This is a genomic window from Mesorhizobium sp. LjNodule214 (assembly GCF_964252735.1).
In the GTDB taxonomy this organism is placed as follows: domain Bacteria; phylum Pseudomonadota; class Alphaproteobacteria; order Rhizobiales; family Rhizobiaceae; genus Mesorhizobium.
Map to the genome: position 1 here is coordinate 626,888 of NZ_CAXUPE020000002.1, position 16,845 is coordinate 643,732.

At 64.6% G+C, this 16,845-nt stretch carries 14 protein-coding genes; all 14 read right to left on the reverse strand.

Annotation, left to right across the window (positions count from 1 at the left end; all coding sequences use genetic code 11):
• Position 1 precedes the first annotated feature (1 nt).
• Positions 2-298: an AzlD family protein gene (locus ACSQ3Z_RS16995; protein ID WP_436172475.1), complete on the reverse strand. Its 297-nt coding sequence runs from the start codon at positions 296-298 to the stop codon at positions 2-4.
• Positions 295-1,023 carry an AzlC family ABC transporter permease gene (locus ACSQ3Z_RS17000; protein WP_436172476.1) on the reverse strand — a complete coding sequence of 243 codons (729 nt, stop codon included), beginning with the start codon at positions 1,021-1,023 and terminating at the stop codon, positions 295-297. The genes ACSQ3Z_RS16995 and ACSQ3Z_RS17000 overlap by 4 nt, the downstream gene beginning before the upstream one ends.
• A 108-nt stretch (positions 1,024-1,131) precedes the next feature.
• On the reverse strand, positions 1,132-1,818 hold the full coding sequence (locus ACSQ3Z_RS17005) for a DUF2461 domain-containing protein (RefSeq protein ID WP_436172477.1): 687 nt from the start codon (positions 1,816-1,818) through the stop codon (positions 1,132-1,134).
• The gene (gene ligA, locus ACSQ3Z_RS17010; protein WP_436172478.1) at positions 1,818-4,025 is read right to left on the reverse strand and encodes an NAD-dependent DNA ligase LigA; all 2,208 of its coding nucleotides are present in this window, start codon (positions 4,023-4,025) and stop codon (positions 1,818-1,820) included. Before ligA ends, ACSQ3Z_RS17005 begins: the two co-directional genes overlap by 1 nt.
• A 141-nt stretch (positions 4,026-4,166) precedes the next feature.
• Positions 4,167-5,840 carry a DNA repair protein RecN gene (gene recN / locus ACSQ3Z_RS17015; protein ID WP_436172479.1) on the reverse strand — a complete coding sequence of 558 codons (1,674 nt, stop codon included), beginning with the start codon at positions 5,838-5,840 and terminating at the stop codon, positions 4,167-4,169.
• Positions 5,840-6,709 (reverse strand): outer membrane protein assembly factor BamD, encoded by an 870-nt coding sequence (locus ACSQ3Z_RS17020; RefSeq protein WP_006204873.1) that lies wholly within the window; start codon positions 6,707-6,709, stop codon positions 5,840-5,842. The genes recN and ACSQ3Z_RS17020 overlap by 1 nt, the downstream gene beginning before the upstream one ends.
• Before the next feature lie 217 nt (positions 6,710-6,926).
• Positions 6,927-7,874 (reverse strand): UDP-3-O-acyl-N-acetylglucosamine deacetylase, encoded by a 948-nt coding sequence (gene lpxC / locus ACSQ3Z_RS17025; RefSeq protein WP_436172480.1) that lies wholly within the window; start codon positions 7,872-7,874, stop codon positions 6,927-6,929.
• A 281-nt stretch (positions 7,875-8,155) separates the two neighbouring features.
• On the reverse strand, positions 8,156-9,817 hold the full coding sequence (gene ftsZ, locus ACSQ3Z_RS17030; protein ID WP_436172481.1) for a cell division protein FtsZ: 1,662 nt from the start codon (positions 9,815-9,817) through the stop codon (positions 8,156-8,158).
• A gap of 67 nt (positions 9,818-9,884) precedes the next feature.
• Positions 9,885-11,192, reverse strand: a complete 1,308-nt coding sequence (gene ftsA, locus ACSQ3Z_RS17035) for a cell division protein FtsA (protein WP_436172482.1) — start codon at positions 11,190-11,192, stop codon at positions 9,885-9,887.
• A complete protein-coding gene (locus ACSQ3Z_RS17040) occupies positions 11,189-12,130 on the reverse strand; it encodes a cell division protein FtsQ/DivIB (RefSeq protein ID WP_436172483.1) in 942 nt (313 codons plus the stop codon). The genes ftsA and ACSQ3Z_RS17040 overlap by 4 nt, the downstream gene beginning before the upstream one ends.
• On the reverse strand, positions 12,118-13,044 hold the full coding sequence (locus tag ACSQ3Z_RS17045) for a D-alanine--D-alanine ligase (RefSeq protein WP_436172484.1): 927 nt from the start codon (positions 13,042-13,044) through the stop codon (positions 12,118-12,120). Before ACSQ3Z_RS17045 ends, ACSQ3Z_RS17040 begins: the two co-directional genes overlap by 13 nt.
• 310 nt (positions 13,045-13,354) lie before the next feature.
• Positions 13,355-14,320 carry a UDP-N-acetylmuramate dehydrogenase gene (gene murB / locus ACSQ3Z_RS17050; protein ID WP_436172485.1) on the reverse strand — a complete coding sequence of 322 codons (966 nt, stop codon included), beginning with the start codon at positions 14,318-14,320 and terminating at the stop codon, positions 13,355-13,357.
• Positions 14,317-15,723: a UDP-N-acetylmuramate--L-alanine ligase gene (gene murC, locus ACSQ3Z_RS17055; protein WP_436172486.1), complete on the reverse strand. Its 1,407-nt coding sequence runs from the start codon at positions 15,721-15,723 to the stop codon at positions 14,317-14,319. The genes murB and murC overlap by 4 nt, the downstream gene beginning before the upstream one ends.
• On the reverse strand, positions 15,720-16,844 hold the full coding sequence (gene murG, locus ACSQ3Z_RS17060) for an undecaprenyldiphospho-muramoylpentapeptide beta-N-acetylglucosaminyltransferase (protein WP_436172487.1): 1,125 nt from the start codon (positions 16,842-16,844) through the stop codon (positions 15,720-15,722). Before murG ends, murC begins: the two co-directional genes overlap by 4 nt.
• Between the last annotated feature and the right edge of the window lies 1 nt (position 16,845).

A 16,845-nucleotide genomic window follows, 5' to 3' on the forward strand; every position in this document is an offset into this window, starting at 1 on the left:
TCTACCCGACGAATTGCCGCGCCAGGATCAGCACGGCGGCGCCGGCAAGGAACATCGCCATCAGACCGCCGCGCAGCGACGCCAATGCGGTGACGACCAGCGCCGCCCATTCAGCCGGCCCGGCGCCAAGTGCCGCCGGCGCGACCAATGTCGTCAGCACCGCCGCGGGCACGGCGTTCAAGCCCGCCTCGACGCGCGGATGAACGTTCTCGAAGCGCGAGATGACGAGGTGGCCGCCGACGCGGGTGAGATAAGTCGCGATCGCGCCGGCGATGATGATCCACAAGGTGGTGCTCATGGCCGTTCCCCCACGCCGCTATGGTGCGGCGGCAGGATGACCGCCAAAAGCACGCCGGCGATCGCGCCGATCGAAACGTGCCAGGGCGAACCCACCGTCTTGTAGGCGATGATAGAGGCGACGGCGCTGGCCATGACCACAGGCAGCCAGAGCGGCCGCTTGCGGAAGCCCATGACCAGGCCGAGGAAATAGATCGGCAGCAGGAAATCGATGCCCAGCGCATGCGTGTCGGGGATTAGCTTGCCGAACACCGCGCCGAGCGCGCTTTCGACCACCCAGAACACATAGACCGGCAGGCCGAGCCCCAGATACCAGACGAAGCTGACCGTCTTGCCTGACGCCGCCCTCGCCTCGGCCACGGCGTACTGCGGATCGGTCATGATGAAATAGCCGAGTGCCTGCTGGATGACAGGCCAATGCGAGATGCGTCTGCCAAGGCCGGCGGAATAGAGCACATGGCGGAAATTGACGGCGAAGATCGACAGCACGATCAGCCAGGGTGCGACATGCTGGCCGAACAGTTCGATGCCAACCATCTGGCTGGCGCCGCCGAAGACCAGGGCGCTCATCAGGAAGGCTTCCAGCACGGAAAATCCGTTGTCGACGGCAATCGCCCCGAACAACACGGCAAACGGCGCCGACGCGACCACGACCGGCATGCTCAGCCGCACACCGTCCCAGAATTCGCTCTTCGCGCTGCCCTCGGAGATCGCTTCCACAGCCATAGGCCACTCCTTCCCGAAGGGCCGTATGTAGGGAGCGCCGGCTTCCTTGTCACACCAATTCGCTTGAGCCAAACGATCAGCGGAAATGATCGCCGGGGCGTGGTGGTGTTATCCAGCTTTGCCCTGGATCGCCCTGCCCCAGTCGAGCAGCGGCTTGGCGCGCAAGGTGAAATCGACGAGGTTGTCGACCAGCGCCGGCGTATGGATCGTCGCGGGATCGAAATTGTGCCGAACGGCGAAATGCCGGTTGCGGATCGCCTGGGCAAGATCGGCTTCGGTGACATCCTCGAACCCACGCGGAGCGCGTTTCAGGCAGCCTTCCGTGTCGATCTCGAGACGGTTCGTCTTCAGCGCCGCCACCAGGGCGCGGAATGCGGCCGGCTTCGTCGTGATGGCCTTGCGCATCGCCTGGAGCAGCTCCGGCCCGGGCTGCCACCATGCAACGCCGGCAAAGCAGCGGTCGAGCCCTATATAGACGAAGAACACGCCCTGCTCCATCTTGGTGCCGTCGGGCGACAGGATCGCGGAAAGGTGCTGGTTGTAGGGCCGCTTGTCCTTGGAGAAGCGCACATCGCGGTTGATCCTGAACAGCGATTTCTTGCGGTCGCCGCGCAGACCCAGCCCCGCCGCCAGGAAACGCTCGGAGAGCGTCTCGACGAGATCGCAGAACGGCTCGTGGAGTTCGCTTTCGTAGAGCGCCCGGTTCTCCTGGAACCATTCCCGGCTCTGGTGGAAATCGAGCGCCTTCAGGAACGGAATAGCTTTCTGCCCGAACCCCTTGAATGCGCCGGCCATCAGGCGCCCCTGCCGATCCGTTGCAACCAGGTATCCTCGTCGATCACCTCGATGCCCAGATCGGTGGCAACCTTCAGCTTGGAGCCGGCGCCTGGGCCCGCCACCACCAGGTCGGTCTTCGCGGAAACCGAGCCCGCGACCTTGGCGCCGAGGCGTTCGGCCATCGCCTTGGCTTCGGAGCGCGTCACCTTTTCCAGCGTGCCGGTGAACACGATCGTCTTGCCGGCGACTTCGCTGCCGGCCGAGACATCCACGACGTACGGTTTCGGCTTGACCTGCTTGAGCAGCGCATCAAGCACCTCGTCATTGCGTTCATTGCCGAAGAAATCGCGGAGCGCGCCGATCACCGTGTCGCCGATGCCGTTGATCGATGGGAAGACGCTGTGCGGATCGTCAGCCTTTGCCGTCTCCTTGCCGATGCGGATCAGCTCCTCGATGGTCGAAAAGGTCCGGGCAAGCACGGACGCCGTCGTATCGCCGATGTGGCGGATGCCCAGCGCGAAGATGAAACGGTCGAACTCCGGCTCGCGGCGGGAGTCGATGGCTGCAAAGAGCTTGTCGAGGCCTTCGTAGTTGCGGTCCTCGACGCTGCGCACATTCTTGCGCGTCTTGCCCGACGCGGCCTCGCGCTGCCTTGCCTGCTCCTCGCGCCGCTCGGCCAGCGCCTTGGTGACGGCGGGACGGCGATCCTTGAGCGTGAAGATATCGGCGGCCGTCTTGATCAATCCCGCGTTGAAGAAGGTGTCGATGTTCTCGGCGCCCAGCCCTTCTATATCCATGGCGCCGCGTGACACGAAGTGGCGCAATCCTTCCACGGCCTGCGCGGCGCAGATCAACTCGCCGGTGCAGCGCCGGCGCGAATCTTCCTTGCCGGTCTTCTCGTTGATCTCGCGCGTCGCGGGTGAGCCGCAGATCGGACAGACATGCGGGAATTCGTAAGGCTCGGCATCAGGCGGACGTTTGTCGATAACGACGCTGACGATTTGCGGGATGACATCCCCCGCCCGCTGAATCACCACCGTGTCGCCGATGCGTATATCGATGCCGTCACGGATCGGCTGGCCGGTGCTATCCAGGCCCTTGATGTAGTCTTCATTGTGAAGCGTGACGTTTTCGACCACCACGCCGCCGACCGTGACGGGGGCAAGTCGCGCAACCGGCGCCAGCGTGCCGGTACGGCCGACCTGGATGTCGATCTTCTGCACGGTCGTCATTGCCTGTTCGGCCGGGAATTTGTGCGCGACGGCCCAGCGCGGTTCGCCGGTGACGAAACCCCATCTGCGCTGCAGCTCCAGCTGGTCGACCTTGTAGACGACGCCATCTATGTCGTAGCCGAGCGATGAGCGCTGCTCCTCGATCAAATGGTAGTGCGCGACCAGCTCCTCGACCGATTTTGCCCGCACCATCAGCGGGCTGACCTTGAAGCCCCAATCAGCGAACTTTTGCACCGACCCATACTGGGTCGGAGCCGGATCCTCGGACGTATAGCCCCAGGCGTAGGCGAAGAATTTGAGGTTGCGGCTGGCTGTAACAGAAGCATCCTTCTGGCGCAGCGACCCGGCCGCCGTGTTGCGCGGATTGACGTAGTCCTGGCCACCGGCCGCAGCCGAACGTTGCTTCAGCGCCTCGAACTCCGCATAGGTCATATAGACCTCGCCACGTATTTCGATCGTCTCAGGCCAGCCCGAGCCCTTTAGCGTCTTGGGGATGTCGGCGATCGTCTTGAGATTGGCGGTAATATCCTCGCCGACGGCGCCGTCGCCGCGCGTTGCGCCCTGCACGAACACGCCGCCTTCATAACGCAGCGAAGCCGACAGCCCGTCGATCTTCGGTTCAGCCGTGAAGGCGATGTCCAGATCCTTGTCGCGGTCGAAGAATCGCCGGCCGCGTTCGATGAAGTCGGTGACGTCCTCGTCGGTGTAGGCCTTGGCGAGGCTGAGCATCGGCACCGCATGGCGCACCTTGGCGAAGCCCTCCGCCGGCGGCGCGCCCACCCTGCGCGATGGTGAATCCTCGCGCACTAGACCGGGGAACCGTTCCTCGATGGCGAGGTTGCGCCGCGCCAGCGCATCATACTCGGCGTCCGAGATCGTCGGCGCGTCCTCGGTGTGATAGCGCCGATCGTGCTCGGCGATCTCCGCCGCAAGCCGCTCCAGCTCACTGGCGGCCTCGCTTTCGCTGAGCGAATCGACAGGTTTTTCCGACATGTTTTTCTTCCCTGAACGTGGCGCGACACAATAGAACAGGATTCTCCCAGGAGGGAGAGACCAGGCACGGAAAATCATTCCTGAACAGCGGGATGGAGCCATATCCTGACTCATGTCCGGAGTGCCGGACTTTACGCTTCGCTAAGCCGCGGCTGTATTCTCGCGCAGCAGCCGCTCGGCCGCCGCGCGGGCCTCGTCGGTGATGGTGGCGCCCGCCAGCATGCGCGCGATCTCCTCCTGGCGCGCCGCCCGGTCCATTTCGGCGATGCCGGTGGCAACCTTGTCGGTGCCGCCGGATTTGGAGATCAGGAAATGCGTCGCCGCGCGCGCCGCCACTTGCGGCGCATGGGTCACGGACAGCACCTGAACGCGCGTCGACAGCCGCGCCAGTCGTTGGCCGATCGCATCCGCCACGGCACCGCCGACACCGGTGTCGATCTCGTCGAAGACCAGCGTCGGCGCCGAGCCGCGATCGGCCAGCGCCACCTTCAGCGCCAAAAGGAAGCGCGAAAGCTCGCCGCCGGAAGCGACCTTCATCATCGGGCCGGGCCTTGTGCCGGGGTTGGTGCGCACCCAGAACTCGACCTGGTCGATGCCCTCTTCCATGCGGCTTTCGGCGTCGCTGGCCATCGAGACGATGAACTCGGCCCGTTCGAGCTTCAGCGCCGGCAATTCGGCCATCACCGCCTTGGTCAGCCCGGACGCCGCGGCATGACGAAGCGAGGACAGCTGTGCGGCGGAAATGTCGTAGGCCTCGCGTGCGGCGGCGGCCTGCTTCTCCAGCCCATGCAGGCGTTCTTCGCCGGCATCGAGATCCGCGAGGTCGGCGGCCATCGTGTCACGCAGCTGCGCCAGATCGTCGACCGCCACGCTGTGCTTGCGCGAGGCGGCACGCAGCGAAAACAGCCGCTCCTCCGCCTTCTCCAGCCGCTGCGGGTCATATTCGGTGGCGCGCAGTGCTGCCTCAACACCCGACTGCGCCGCGTCGAGCGACAGCATTGCCTCGTCGAGCGACTTGACCACATCGTCGAGCAGGCCGGGCGCTTCGCTCACCTTGCGCTGCAGCCGCCGCAGAAGGCTCGCCAGTTGCGGCAGCGGTGAGGACGGCCCTGACAGCACGTCCTGCGCATCATGGATTTCCGAGGCGATCTTCTCCGCCCGCATCATCGTGGCGCGCAGTTCCGCCAGCTCGGTCTCTTCGCCGGGCTGGGGATCGAGCCTGGCCAGTTCGGCGACCGAGGCGCGCAGATAGTCAGCCTCGCGCGCCGCCGCCTCGACCTTGGCGCGGTGCCTGGCAAAGTCCTGCTCGCAGCTTCGCCAGTACCGCCACGCCTCGCCCGTCGCTCGGGCGGCACCGAGATGGCCGCCGAAACTGTCCAGCAAGTCGCGATGCGCGCCTGGATCGACCAGCGCCCGTTCGTCATGCTGGCCGTGGATCTCGACCAGCGCATGGCCGATGTCGCGCATCAGGGTGACGCTGGACGGCTGGTCGTTGACAAAGACGCGCGTGCGGCCATCGGCCGTCTGCACCCGGCGCAGGATGATGTCGCCGTCGTCCTCAATGGCGTTTTCGGCGAGCAGCGCGCGGGCCGGATGGTTGCGCGGCACGTCGAACACCGCGATGACCTGGCCCTGTGCCGCGCCGTGGCGAACCAGCGAAGCATCGCCGCGGGCGCCAAGCGCCAGCGACAACGCGTCGAGCAGGATGGATTTTCCGGCGCCGGTTTCGCCCGTCAGCACGGAGAGGCCGGGCAGGAAGTCGATGTCCAGCTTCTCGATCAGAACGATATCGCGGATCGACAGCCTGGAAAGCATCAGGCGCCGGTGATCAGCTTCCCGGCCTTGGAGATCCACGACCCGGCATTCTCACGCGGCTGAAGCCCGTTGCTCTGCAGGAGCTTGTAGGAATCCTTGTACCACTGGCTGTCGGGATAGTTGGTGCCGAGCACTGCCGCCGCGGTCTGCGCTTCCGACGTCAGCCCCATCGCATAGTAGCTCTCGGTCAGGCGTGCCAGCGCTTCCTCGACATGGCGCGTATTGGAATAGTTCTCGACCACATTGCGGAACCGCTTGACGGCGGCGATGTACTCGCGGCGCTCGAGATAATAGCGGCCGATCTGCATCTCCTTGCCGGCCAGCTGGTCGGTGGCGAAGCGGATCTTTTCCTTGGCATCGTCGACATATTCGGACGTCGGCCAGCGCGTCACCAGATCCTGCATGGTCTGCACGGTCTGCCGCGCTTCCTTCTGGTCCTGGGTGACGTCCTTGATCTGCCGGTAGTAGCTGAGCCCGATGATGTACTGCGCGTAAGCCGCATCGTCGGTCGACGGGTAGAGCGTCAGATAGCGCTTGGCCGAGCCGATCGCCTCGTCATAGTGGCCTGCGCGGTAGTCGGCGAAGGCGCCCATCACCATCGATTTGCGGGCGAATTCCGAATAGGGGTGCTGGCGGTCGACGGCGTCGAACTTCTTGCTCGCCTCGTCCAGACGGCCGGCGTTCAGATTGGCCAGGCCCTGATTATAGAGAACGTCGGCCGGTTCGGTCTGATCGACATAGGTCGACAGGTCGACGTCTTTCTCGGACGACATGCAGGCCGACAGGAAGAGCGATGGGACAACCACCGAAAGCGCCAGGAAAACAGCCCTATGCGGCGCTTTCGATTGACCAACTCGCTTGAAGAACATGATCGGATTCCGCCCTTTCGGCGTCATTTCAGTCGTCATTTCGGGTCTGGGGCAGCAGCCATAAACCATAACCGCCTTGCCCGGCAACGCTATCTCCGGCCAATCGCACATTTTTGTGGCGGTTTGGCGGTAGGCCCGTGATCGTATGATTTCACCAACCCGTGATGCATCCATGCAACACAGGCTGGCCACCAGCAAGCCAGAAAATCGTTAAGAATCAGATCATCCAGGGCGCATAGACGGGCGCGCTGACGGCGCTCATCTCGGCGCTCCGGCCGCGTTCGCGGCGTGTCGTCTCGACGATCTCGAACGCCGAACGGTCGGACAAAAGCCGCCGCAAAGCCGCCGCATTCATCCTGTGGCCGCCGCGATAGGAGCGGAAGCAGCCGATGAAGCGGGCGCCGGCCAGCGCCAGGTCGCCCATCGCATCCAGCGTCTTGTGGCGCGCGAACTCATTGGGATAGCGCAAGCCGCCCATGTTGATTACGCGGTTGTCGTCGCCGATCACCAGCGAGTTTTCGAGCGACGAGCCGAGCGCATAGCCGGCCGCCCACAGCCGCTCGACATCCTTCATGAAGCCGAAGGTGCGGGCGCGCGCGATGTCGCGGCGGAAAATGTCGGGGTTGATGTCGGACGCGAACAACTGGCGACCGATCGCCGGGCTTTCGAAATCGATCTCGATCTCGAAGCGGGTGCCGTCATAGGGCCGGAACTCCGCCCAGGACGCGCCGTTCTCGATGCGAACCGGCTTGACCACCCTTATATAGCGGCGCTTGACCGGGAGCGTTTCGACGCCGGCCTGATCGAAGGCTTCCACGAACGCGATCGCGCTGCCGTCGAGGATCGGGACTTCTGGGCCGTCGATCTCGATGATGAGATTGTCGAGGCCAAGACCGAAGACCGTCGCCATCAGATGCTCGACGGTGCCGATATGCTCACCCGCCGGATCACCCAGCATCGTGCAGAGGTCGGTCGCGCCGACTTCGGAGACAAGGGCGCGGAACTCGCGGCTCTCGCCGCCATTTGTAAGCTGGAAGAGGATGCCTGTGTCGGCGTCCGCGGGCAGGAAATGAACGGTAACGGGCTTGCCGCTGTGAACGCCGGTACCCGTAAGCGTTGCACGCGATTTAAGTGTCGTCTGATAGTCTTGCAAGACAAACCCCATAAGCCCAAACTGCCGTCGTCCGCTTCATCAGCCCTGAGGGCGCGCGGCTCTTGAAGTGATCGGCAGGCAGGGCCAACTCCCCGAATCCCGGCAAACCGAAGGTAATCCGGGCGAAGATAGTGGTCCGGCTGGGAGACTCCAAATCACGGTTTCTTTCCTGCTGTAACCGCGACCTGGAGCGAGACACCTCTCGTAACACTCTGTTTTACAACTTCTTTTTGCGTTAACAGGCAAACAATCGCTTGTCTGCCTGTTAACAATTGTTACGGACCGTTAACAGGTCAGTTCGCCTGACGGCGCAGGAAAGCCGGAATCTCCAGCTGGTCGTCTTCCTGCACAGCCCGGCTCTGCGGCGTCAGCCGGCCCTGGTCGTCCAGCTGCCCGCGGCGCGGCGCGTAGAGCTGCGGATCCTGGCTGGCAAGACGGCGCACTTCCGGTGCCGCCTGGCGCAGCTTCGGCTCGCGCGGCTGCGCCGGCTGCAACCGTGCAGGCTCTTCCTCGCGACGTGTCAGCCCGTTGGTCAGACGCTTGAGCAGGCCCATCGGTCCGCCATTCTCATGGTCGGCCGGGCGACTCTTGGCTTCCACTTCCGCCTTCACCACCGGCGGAAAGTCCTCGACGCGCGGCATGCGCTGCGGTGCGGCGGCAACCGGCTGCGGCATTTCCCGCAGCGGTGCGGGCTGCACGATCTGCTGCTGAACCACCGGCTGCGGCTGGGCAGGCGGCGCCTGGAAGATCTTGCTCTGCGGACGGAAATCTTCCGCATGCGCCATCGGCGCCGGGCGCGCCTGCGCCATGGCGGCCGCATTGGCCTCGGCAAGCTGGATGGCCTCGGCGACCGGATCCACCGCGCGCGGCTCGTAGGCAGCCTGCTGGACAGGCGCAGGACGGCTTTCCGCGATCGCGGCTGCCGGGCGGCTGACCGGCTTTTGCGGCGCAGCGCGGATCGAGATCGGCGCCGCGGCGATTTCGGCCGCCGACTTGTCGATGCCGGTGGCCACCACCGAGACGCGGATCACGCCTTCGAGCTCTTCGTCGAACGTGGCGCCGAGGATGATGTTGGCGTCCTGGTCGACCTCTTCGCGGATGCGGGTCGCGGCCTCGTCGACCTCGAACAGCGTCAGGTCGCGACCGCCGGTGATCGAGATCAGCAGGCCCTTGGCGCCCTTCATCGAGGTCTCGTCGAGCAGCGGGTTGGCGATCGCCGCCTCGGCGGCCGCCATGGCGCGGCCCTCGCCCGAAGCTTCGCCCGTGCCCATCATCGCCTTGCCCATCTCGCGCATCACCGAACGGACGTCGGCGAAATCGAGATTGATCAGGCCTTCCTTGACCATCAGGTCGGTGATGCAGGCAACGCCGGAGTAGAGCACCTGGTCGGCCATGGCGAAGGCATCGGCGAAGGTGGTCTTGTCATTGGCCAGCCGGAACAGGTTCTGGTTGGGGATGACGATCAGCGTATCGACGCATTTCTGCAGTTCCTCGATGCCCAGGTCGGCCGTCTTCATGCGGCGCTGGCCTTCGAAATAGAACGGCTTGGTGACGACACCGACGGTGAGGATGCCCTTTTCGCGCGCGGCTCGTGCAACCACCGGAGCAGCACCCGTGCCGGTGCCGCCGCCCATGCCGGCGGTGACGAAGCACATATGGGTGTTGGAGAGATGATCGATGATCTCGTCGATGCATTCCTCGGCCGCCGCGCGTCCGACTTCCGGCTGCGATCCGGCACCGAGCCCCTCGGTGACATGCGCGCCGAGCTGGATCAGCCGCTCCGCCTTCGACATGGTCAATGCCTGGGCGTCGGTGTTGGCCACCACGAACTCGACACCGCGCAAGCCGGCGGTGATCATGTTGTTGACCGCATTGCCGCCGCCGCCGCCGACACCGAACACGGTGATGCGTGGCTTCAGCTCGGTGATGTCCGGCTTTTGCAGATTGATCGTCATTGTCTCCGTCCTTTGCCTTTCCCGCCGCTTCGCCGCTGCGGCCGCCTATGGGGCTGTCCCCGTCAATTTAGAAACTGTCTCTCAACCACTGACTCATGCGATGCAGTTTTCCGCCCGTCCCGGTCATCCTGAGACCGGAAATTCCTTTCGCAGGATGGCTCTCGAAGCTCGCCATCTGCGGATAGATCAGAAGCCCGACCGGGGTCGAGAATGCCGGCCCCTTCGCCGCTTCCGGCAGGCCCGCCACGCCGAGCGGGCGGCCGATGCGCACATTGCGCCCGAGAATGCGGCGCGCCGCTTCCGGCAGGCCGGAAAGCTGGCTGGCGCCGCCGGTGAGCACAACGCGCTTGCCGACGGCGTTGCCGTAGCCGGACTTGTTCAGCCGGTCGCGCAAAAGCTCGAGCGTTTCGTCGATGCGGGCGCGGATGATGCGCGTCATCATCGAACGCGGCACCTGCAGCGGTATCTCGCCCTCCTCGCCGATCGGCTGGATCGAAACCAGGTCGCGGTCGTCGGCACTGCCGGGCAGCGCCGAGCCATGCATCACCTTGAGCCGCTCGGCCGCGTCGAGCGAGGTCGACAGGCCCTTGGCCATATCCAGCGTCACATGGTTGCCGCCGATGGCGATGGCGTCGCCATGGACGAACTTGCCTTCAGAGAACACCGAGATCGTCGTCGTGCCGCCGCCCATGTCGATACAGGCAGCGCCCATTTCGAGCTCGTCGTCGACCAGGGCGGCAAGCCCGCTGGCATAGGGCGTCGCCACCATGCGCTCGACCGACAGATGCGAGCGGTTGATGCAGAGTTCCAGATTGCGCAGCGGTGCCGCATCGCCGGTCAGCACATGCATGTCGACGCCGAGCGATTCACCGACCATGCCGCGCGGATCGCGCACGCCGCGCTCGGAATCCAGCGAGAAGCCGACGGGAAGCGAATGGATCACCTCGCGCTCGGTCTTGAGCGCCTGCTTGGCGCCGGCGGCCAGCACGCGCTTGATATCGGCCTCGTCGGCCTGATGGCCGCCAAGGTTGATGGTGGCCGAGAAGGCCTCGCTCTTCAGCCGGCCGGCCGTCATGTTGACGATCAGCGAATCCACCGTTAGCCCCGCCATGCGCTCGGCGGCGTCGACGGCGAGACGGATGGCATGCTCGGCGCGATCGAGATCGACGACGACACCCGACTTCACGCCTTGCGATTTCTGGTGGCCGATGCCGATCACCTGGATGCGGTGCGAACGCCCACGCAACAGCTTGCCGTCGTCGCGCGGCTTCAGCTTCGCCACCACGCAGCAAACCTTGCTCGAACCGACATCCAGCACCGTCAATGTGCCGGAGCGGCGCGAGGAGGCATCATTGTTGCCGCCAAGCCAGCTCATATCTTCGTCTCCGGCTTGCGCTTCAGCTTTTGCGGCTTTTCGTTCAGCGCCGCTTCGCGCTGCGTCGCCGCTTCCGGCGTCAGCTGCACGACGAGACGGTCGGACAGGCGCATGTCGACGGCGGCGATGTCGCGCGTCAAAAGCCCGTTGTCATGGTCCATCCTGACCAGATCGGCGATCGCCTGATCCTCGCCATCCTCCGGCAGCTTGATCGTGATGCCGTTCTCGAGCTTCAGGTCCCAGCGCCGTTCGCCGATACGGATATAGCCTTTGACCCGTGCCGCCAGTTCTGGATACTTCTTGATCTTGGCCAGGAAATCCGGGGCCTTTGCCGGCGCGCCGGTGCCGATGATCAGCGGCAGCAAGGCCTGCTTGCCGCCCGAGTACGGCGCAATCACTTCGCCGGACCGCTCGATGACCGAAAGCGTATTGCCCTGCTGCCAGAGCGCGAACGGCTCACGCTCCTCGATGCGCACTTCCAGCGTATGCGGATAGACCTTGCGCACCGCGGCGACCTCGACCCAGGGCAGCGTCGCGATACGCTCGCGCGCGGCTTCGGCGTCGAAGCCGATCAGCGAGGTCCAGCCATCGAGCTGAAGCCGGTCCAGTATGTCGATCTCGGAGGTTTCGCGATTGCCGACCACCTTGATCTGGTCGACGGCGAAGCCCGTGCGGGCAGTGATGCCCTGGACGATGCTGTCGGTGTAGCCGCCAAGATAGGCGCCGTAAGCGCTGCCCGATCCGATAAGCACGGCCGACAGGATGGCGGCGGCGAAAGGCGACACAGTGAACTCGCCCTCGCCCAGGCGCGCAAGTACGCGCACCGGCCGGCGAAGCAGCCGCGGCAGCACGAAATGGTCGAACGACAGCGGCACGCCGAACAGCGTCGGCCCAGCCGCGCCCGCCCCCTTGCCCTGGCCCCACCTCAACGCAGACACGAAGCGTCCTCCACCATCCAACTCAACAAATCGCCGAACGAATGCCCCGCATGCGCGGCGATTTCGGGCACCAGAGACGTCGGCGTCATGCCCGGCTGGGTGTTGACCTCGAGCCAGACAACCTCGCCGTTCTCGGAGTGACGGTCGTCGTAACGGAAGTCCGACCGGGAGACGCCCCGGCAACCGATAGCTTGGTGAGCCTTGAGCGCCAGTGTCTGTATTTTTTGGTAAATATTCGGTGAAATTTTAGCAGGGGTTTCGTGTTTTGATCCGCCCGCGACGTATTTTGAATCGTAGTCATAGAAGGAATGGCCGGTCGGGATGATCTCGCAGACGCCGAGCGCCACGTCGCCCATCACCGCGCAGGTCAGCTCACGCCCATGCACGTAGCGCTCGACCATGACGGTATCGCCGTACTTCCATTCGGACGAGCCGATGACCTGCGGCGGATGCGACTGCCCCTCATGCACGATGACGACGCCGAAGCTCGATCCTTCATTGACCGGCTTGACCACATAGGGCGGCTTCATCGGATGCTTGTTCTGGATGGCGAAGCGGCTGGTCACTTTCGATTCCGCCACCGGAACGCCAGCCGCCTTGGCGACCTTCTTGGCCAGTTCCTTGTTCATGGCAAGCGCCGAGGCGAGCACGCCGGAATGGGTGTAGGGAATGGCCAGATATTCGAGGATACCCTGGATGGTGCCGTCCTCGCCGAATGGACCATGCAGCGCGTTGAAGACGACATCGGGCTTGAGCGCAGCAAGCACGGCACCGACATCGCGCGCGACATCGACGCAGGTGACCTCGTAACCTTCCTTCTCAAGCGCATCGGCACACGCTTTCCCCGAGGACAGAGACACGGGCCGCTCCGACGAGAATCCACCCAGGAGGACGGCCACATGCTTACTTTTCATTTCCCGTCATCCCCTCCCACGGCGGGTCCGCAACCAATATTTCCGCAACATTGAGTCCGAGTCTCCCGGCAGGTTGCCCCCCAGACGGAAAACGCGGGTGACGCGTCGAACGACTCAAATCAGGAAACGCTTTAGGGCAGAGAATCAGAGAGTTGATTCGCTGGCAAGTGCTTATGAATCCGAGAGATTCACTTTCCGCGAAAACGGCAGCGAAAACCGTGTTGTGAGTCTTTAGGGCAACGGTTGCGCGGGTATTTCGGGCCGCATGAAGTTAATGCATCACATGAACTTCAGCTCGCGCTAATGCACCTTAAAGCAGCTGCCCGAGAAATTCCTGCACGGCATGGCCCGGCCGGAAATCGCCGAGGCGTTTGATTTCCCACTGCAGCCGGATGCCCGAATTTTCAAGCACGCGCGCCCGCACCGTTTCGCCGAGATATTCGAGGTCGTAGCCGGTGGCGGTTCCGGTGTTGATCATGAAGTTGCAGTGCATCGGCGACATCTGCGCGCCGCCGATCATCAGCCCACGGCAGCCGGCCTTGTCGATCTCCTTCCAGGCCGAAGTGCCCTCCGGATTCTTGAAGGTCGAGCCGCCGGTCTTCTCGCGGATCGGCTGCACCGTCTCGCGATGGTTCTGCACGGCATCCATCGCCGCCTTGATCACCGCCTGGTCCTGCAAGGTTCCTTCGAAAGTCGCCGAAGTGAAGATCAGGCCCGAAGGCGCCGACGACTGGCGGTAGGCATAGCCCATGTCGGCATTGCTGAGCGTATGGACATTGCCCTTGCGGTCGAGCGCCCGCACCTCGACGACGCGCTCGCGCGTCTCGACGCCATTGGCGCCTGCGTTCATCCTGAGTGCCCCGCCTACGGCGCCGGGAATGCCGTGATAGAAATGAAAGCCGCCAATGCCAGCCTCATAAGCGACGGCGGCGACCCGCTTGTCCGGCGTCGCTGCGCCTGCCTTGATGGAGGTTGGCCCGATGACTTCGGCCTCGCCGAACCCTTTCGCCGAAAGACGGACGACGAAGCCGGGAATGCCGCCGTCGCGCACCAGGAGGTTCGAGCCGACGCCGACGACCATCAGCGGAATGTCTTCGGGAACCGCCCGCAGGAACTCAGCGAGATCCTCTTCGTCGGCCGGCTGGAACAGAGCCTCCGCAAGCCCGCCGGCGCGGAACCAGGTGATCTTGTCCATCTCGGCATTGGGCGTGATGCGGCCGCGCAGGCCGGCAAGCCGGTCGCCAAGCTTATCGATCAACGCCTGGCCGCGCATCATGTGACTGTCCCGCCAAGTTCCTTGGGCAACGTATAAGCCCATTGGGTGATATTGCCGGCGCCGAGGAAGACGACGAAGTCGCCCGGCTTGGCCAGTTCGCGGATGACCGGCGCTATGGCGGCAGGGCCTTCGATGTAGCGCGCATCGCGATGGCCGCCGGCGCGAATGCGCGACACCAGCGCCTCCGAGGTCACGCCGTCGATCGGCTCCTCGCCCGCCGCATAGACCGGCGCCACCATGACCGTATCGGCATCGTTGAAGCAGACCGAGAACTCGTTGAACAGATCGTGCAGCCGGGTGAAGCGATGCGGCTGGGCAATGGCGATGACGCGGCCAGCGGTGGCGCTGCGCGCCGCCTTCAGCACCGCGGTGATCTCGACCGGGTGGTGGCCGTAATCGTCGAACACCTCGACGCCGTTCCACGAACCGGTATGGGTGAAGCGCCGCTTGACGCCGGCGAAGGACGACAGGCCCTTCTTGATCGCCTCTGCCGACAGGCCGAGCTCATGCGCGACCGCGATCGCCGCCGTCGCGTTGGAAACATTGTGGCGGCCGGGCATCGGCAGGCGCAGGCCTGATATCGTCGTCTGGCCGCGGCCTTTGCGGTCGCGGATCACCACATCGAACTCCGATATGGCGCCGGCCATGCGGTGGTTGGTGAAGCGAACGTCGGCCTGTGCATTCTCGCCATAGGTGATGACGCGCCGGTCCTCGATGCTGCCCACCAGCGCCTGCACTTCCGGATGGTCGGTGCACATCACGCCAAAGCCGTAGAACGGCACGTTCTCGACGAACTGGCGAAACGCCTCGCGCACCTTGTCGAAACTGCCATAGTGGTCGAGATGTTCGGGATCGATGTTGGTGACGACGGCAATCTCGGCCGGCAGCTTGAGGAAGGTGCCGTCGCTCTCGTCGGCCTCGACCACCATCCACTCGCCGTCGCCCATGCGGGCATTGGTGCCATAGGCATTGATGATGCCGCCATTGATGACCGTCGGGTCGAGCCCGCCGGCTTCGAGCAGCGTCGCCACCATCGACGTCGTCGTCGTCTTGCCATGGGTGCCGCCGATCGCCACCGCCTGACGGAAGCGCATCAGTTCGGCCAGCATCTCGGCGCGCCGCACGACGGGCAGCAGCTTCTCGCGCGCCGCCTTCAGCTCCGGGTTGGATTTCTTGATCGCGGTCGAGACGACCACCACTTCGGCGTCGCCGAGGTTTTCTTCCCTGTGGCCGACGAAGCATTCGATGCCCTTGTCGCGCAGCCGTTGTACATTGGCGCTGTCGGCCTGGTCGGACCCCTGCACCCTGTAGCCGAGATTGTGCAGCACCTCGGCGATGCCGCTCATGCCGATGCCGCCAATGCCGATGAAATGCACAAGGCCGATCGTCTGCGGCATCTTCATGCTTGCGTCCCCTTCCTGAAATCCGAAACGGTTTTCCTGGACGCAATAGCCTCTGTCAGATCGGCGAGCAACCGCGCCGCGTCCGGTTTTCCGGCCGATCTGGCGGCCGCGGCCATGGCCGTCAGCCTGTCGGGATCGTCCATCAGCCCGCCAACGAGCGCAGCGATGCTGTCGGGCGAAAGCGTGGATTGCGGATGCACCTCGGCCCCGCCTGCAGCCGCAAGGGCCGCCGCATTGGCCGCCTGGTCATGGTCAAGCGCGTGCGGATAGGGCACCAGCAGCGCCGGCCGGCCGATGACGGCGATTTCCGAGACCGTGGAGGCACCCGAGCGTGACATCACCAGATGCGCCGCCGCCATCCGCGCCGCCATGTCGGTGAAGAACGGCAAGACCTGCGCGTCGACCCCAAGGGCGGCGTAGGCCGACTTGACCCGCGCCACATCCTCCGCGCGCGCCTGCTGGGTTATCGCCAGCCGCTTGCGCTGAGGCTCCGTCAGCAGCCCGATGGCCGCCGGCACCGCATCGGAGAAGAACTGCGCGCCCTGGCTGCCGCCGAACACCAGGAGCCGGAAGAGTTGTTCGCCAGCCGAGGCGATGTAGGGCGTCCTTGCTGCCTCCAGCACTTGCGGCCTGACCGGGTTGCCCGTGGTCACCGTCTTGGCACCCGCTGCACTTTCGTCCTCGCGCAGGAAGCCGCCGGCGATGGCGTCGACACGGGCGGCCAGCGCCCGGTTGGCGCGGCCCATCACCGCGTTCTGCTCATGGATCAGCGTCGGCACCTTGCGCCTTGTCGCCGCATAGAGCGGCGGCAGCGTCGGATAGCCGCCAAAGCCGACGACGGCTTCCGGCTTGAACCGGGCGATGATGGCGGAAGCCTGCCGCACCCCGCGCCAGATCTTCCAGAAGGCGCCGATGACCGCGATGGGATTCTTCGAACCCAGGGTCGCCGACTGGATCGGGTGGACGGCGCCCGGAAAATGGCTGGAAAAACGCTCGACACGATGGTCGGTGGCCAGATGCACCGTCCAGCCGCGCTCGTTCAGCTCGTGCGCCAACGCCTCGGCCGGGAAGAGATGACCACCCGTGCCGCCGGCCGCCAGAAGGATCACACCCCTCGACATC

Coding starts and splice junctions, on each gene's coding strand:
- ACSQ3Z_RS16995 (WP_436172475.1), bottom strand. CDS start 298: ATGAGCACCACCTTGTGGATCATCATCGCCGGCGCGATCGCGACTTAT.
- ACSQ3Z_RS17000 (WP_436172476.1), bottom strand. CDS start 1,023: ATGGCTGTGGAAGCGATCTCCGAGGGCAGCGCGAAGAGCGAATTCTGG.
- ACSQ3Z_RS17005 (WP_436172477.1), bottom strand. CDS start 1,818: ATGGCCGGCGCATTCAAGGGGTTCGGGCAGAAAGCTATTCCGTTCCTG.
- ligA (WP_436172478.1), bottom strand. CDS start 4,025: ATGTCGGAAAAACCTGTCGATTCGCTCAGCGAAAGCGAGGCCGCCAGT.
- recN (WP_436172479.1), bottom strand. CDS start 5,840: ATGCTTTCCAGGCTGTCGATCCGCGATATCGTTCTGATCGAGAAGCTG.
- ACSQ3Z_RS17020 (WP_006204873.1), bottom strand. CDS start 6,709: ATGTTCTTCAAGCGAGTTGGTCAATCGAAAGCGCCGCATAGGGCTGTT.
- lpxC (WP_436172480.1), bottom strand. CDS start 7,874: ATGGGGTTTGTCTTGCAAGACTATCAGACGACACTTAAATCGCGTGCA.
- ftsZ (WP_436172481.1), bottom strand. CDS start 9,817: ATGACGATCAATCTGCAAAAGCCGGACATCACCGAGCTGAAGCCACGC.
- ftsA (WP_436172482.1), bottom strand. CDS start 11,192: ATGAGCTGGCTTGGCGGCAACAATGATGCCTCCTCGCGCCGCTCCGGC.
- ACSQ3Z_RS17045 (WP_436172484.1), bottom strand. CDS start 13,044: ATGAAAAGTAAGCATGTGGCCGTCCTCCTGGGTGGATTCTCGTCGGAG.
- murB (WP_436172485.1), bottom strand. CDS start 14,320: ATGATGCGCGGCCAGGCGTTGATCGATAAGCTTGGCGACCGGCTTGCC.
- murC (WP_436172486.1), bottom strand. CDS start 15,723: ATGAAGATGCCGCAGACGATCGGCCTTGTGCATTTCATCGGCATTGGC.
- murG (WP_436172487.1), bottom strand. CDS start 16,844: ATGTCGAGGGGTGTGATCCTTCTGGCGGCCGGCGGCACGGGTGGTCAT.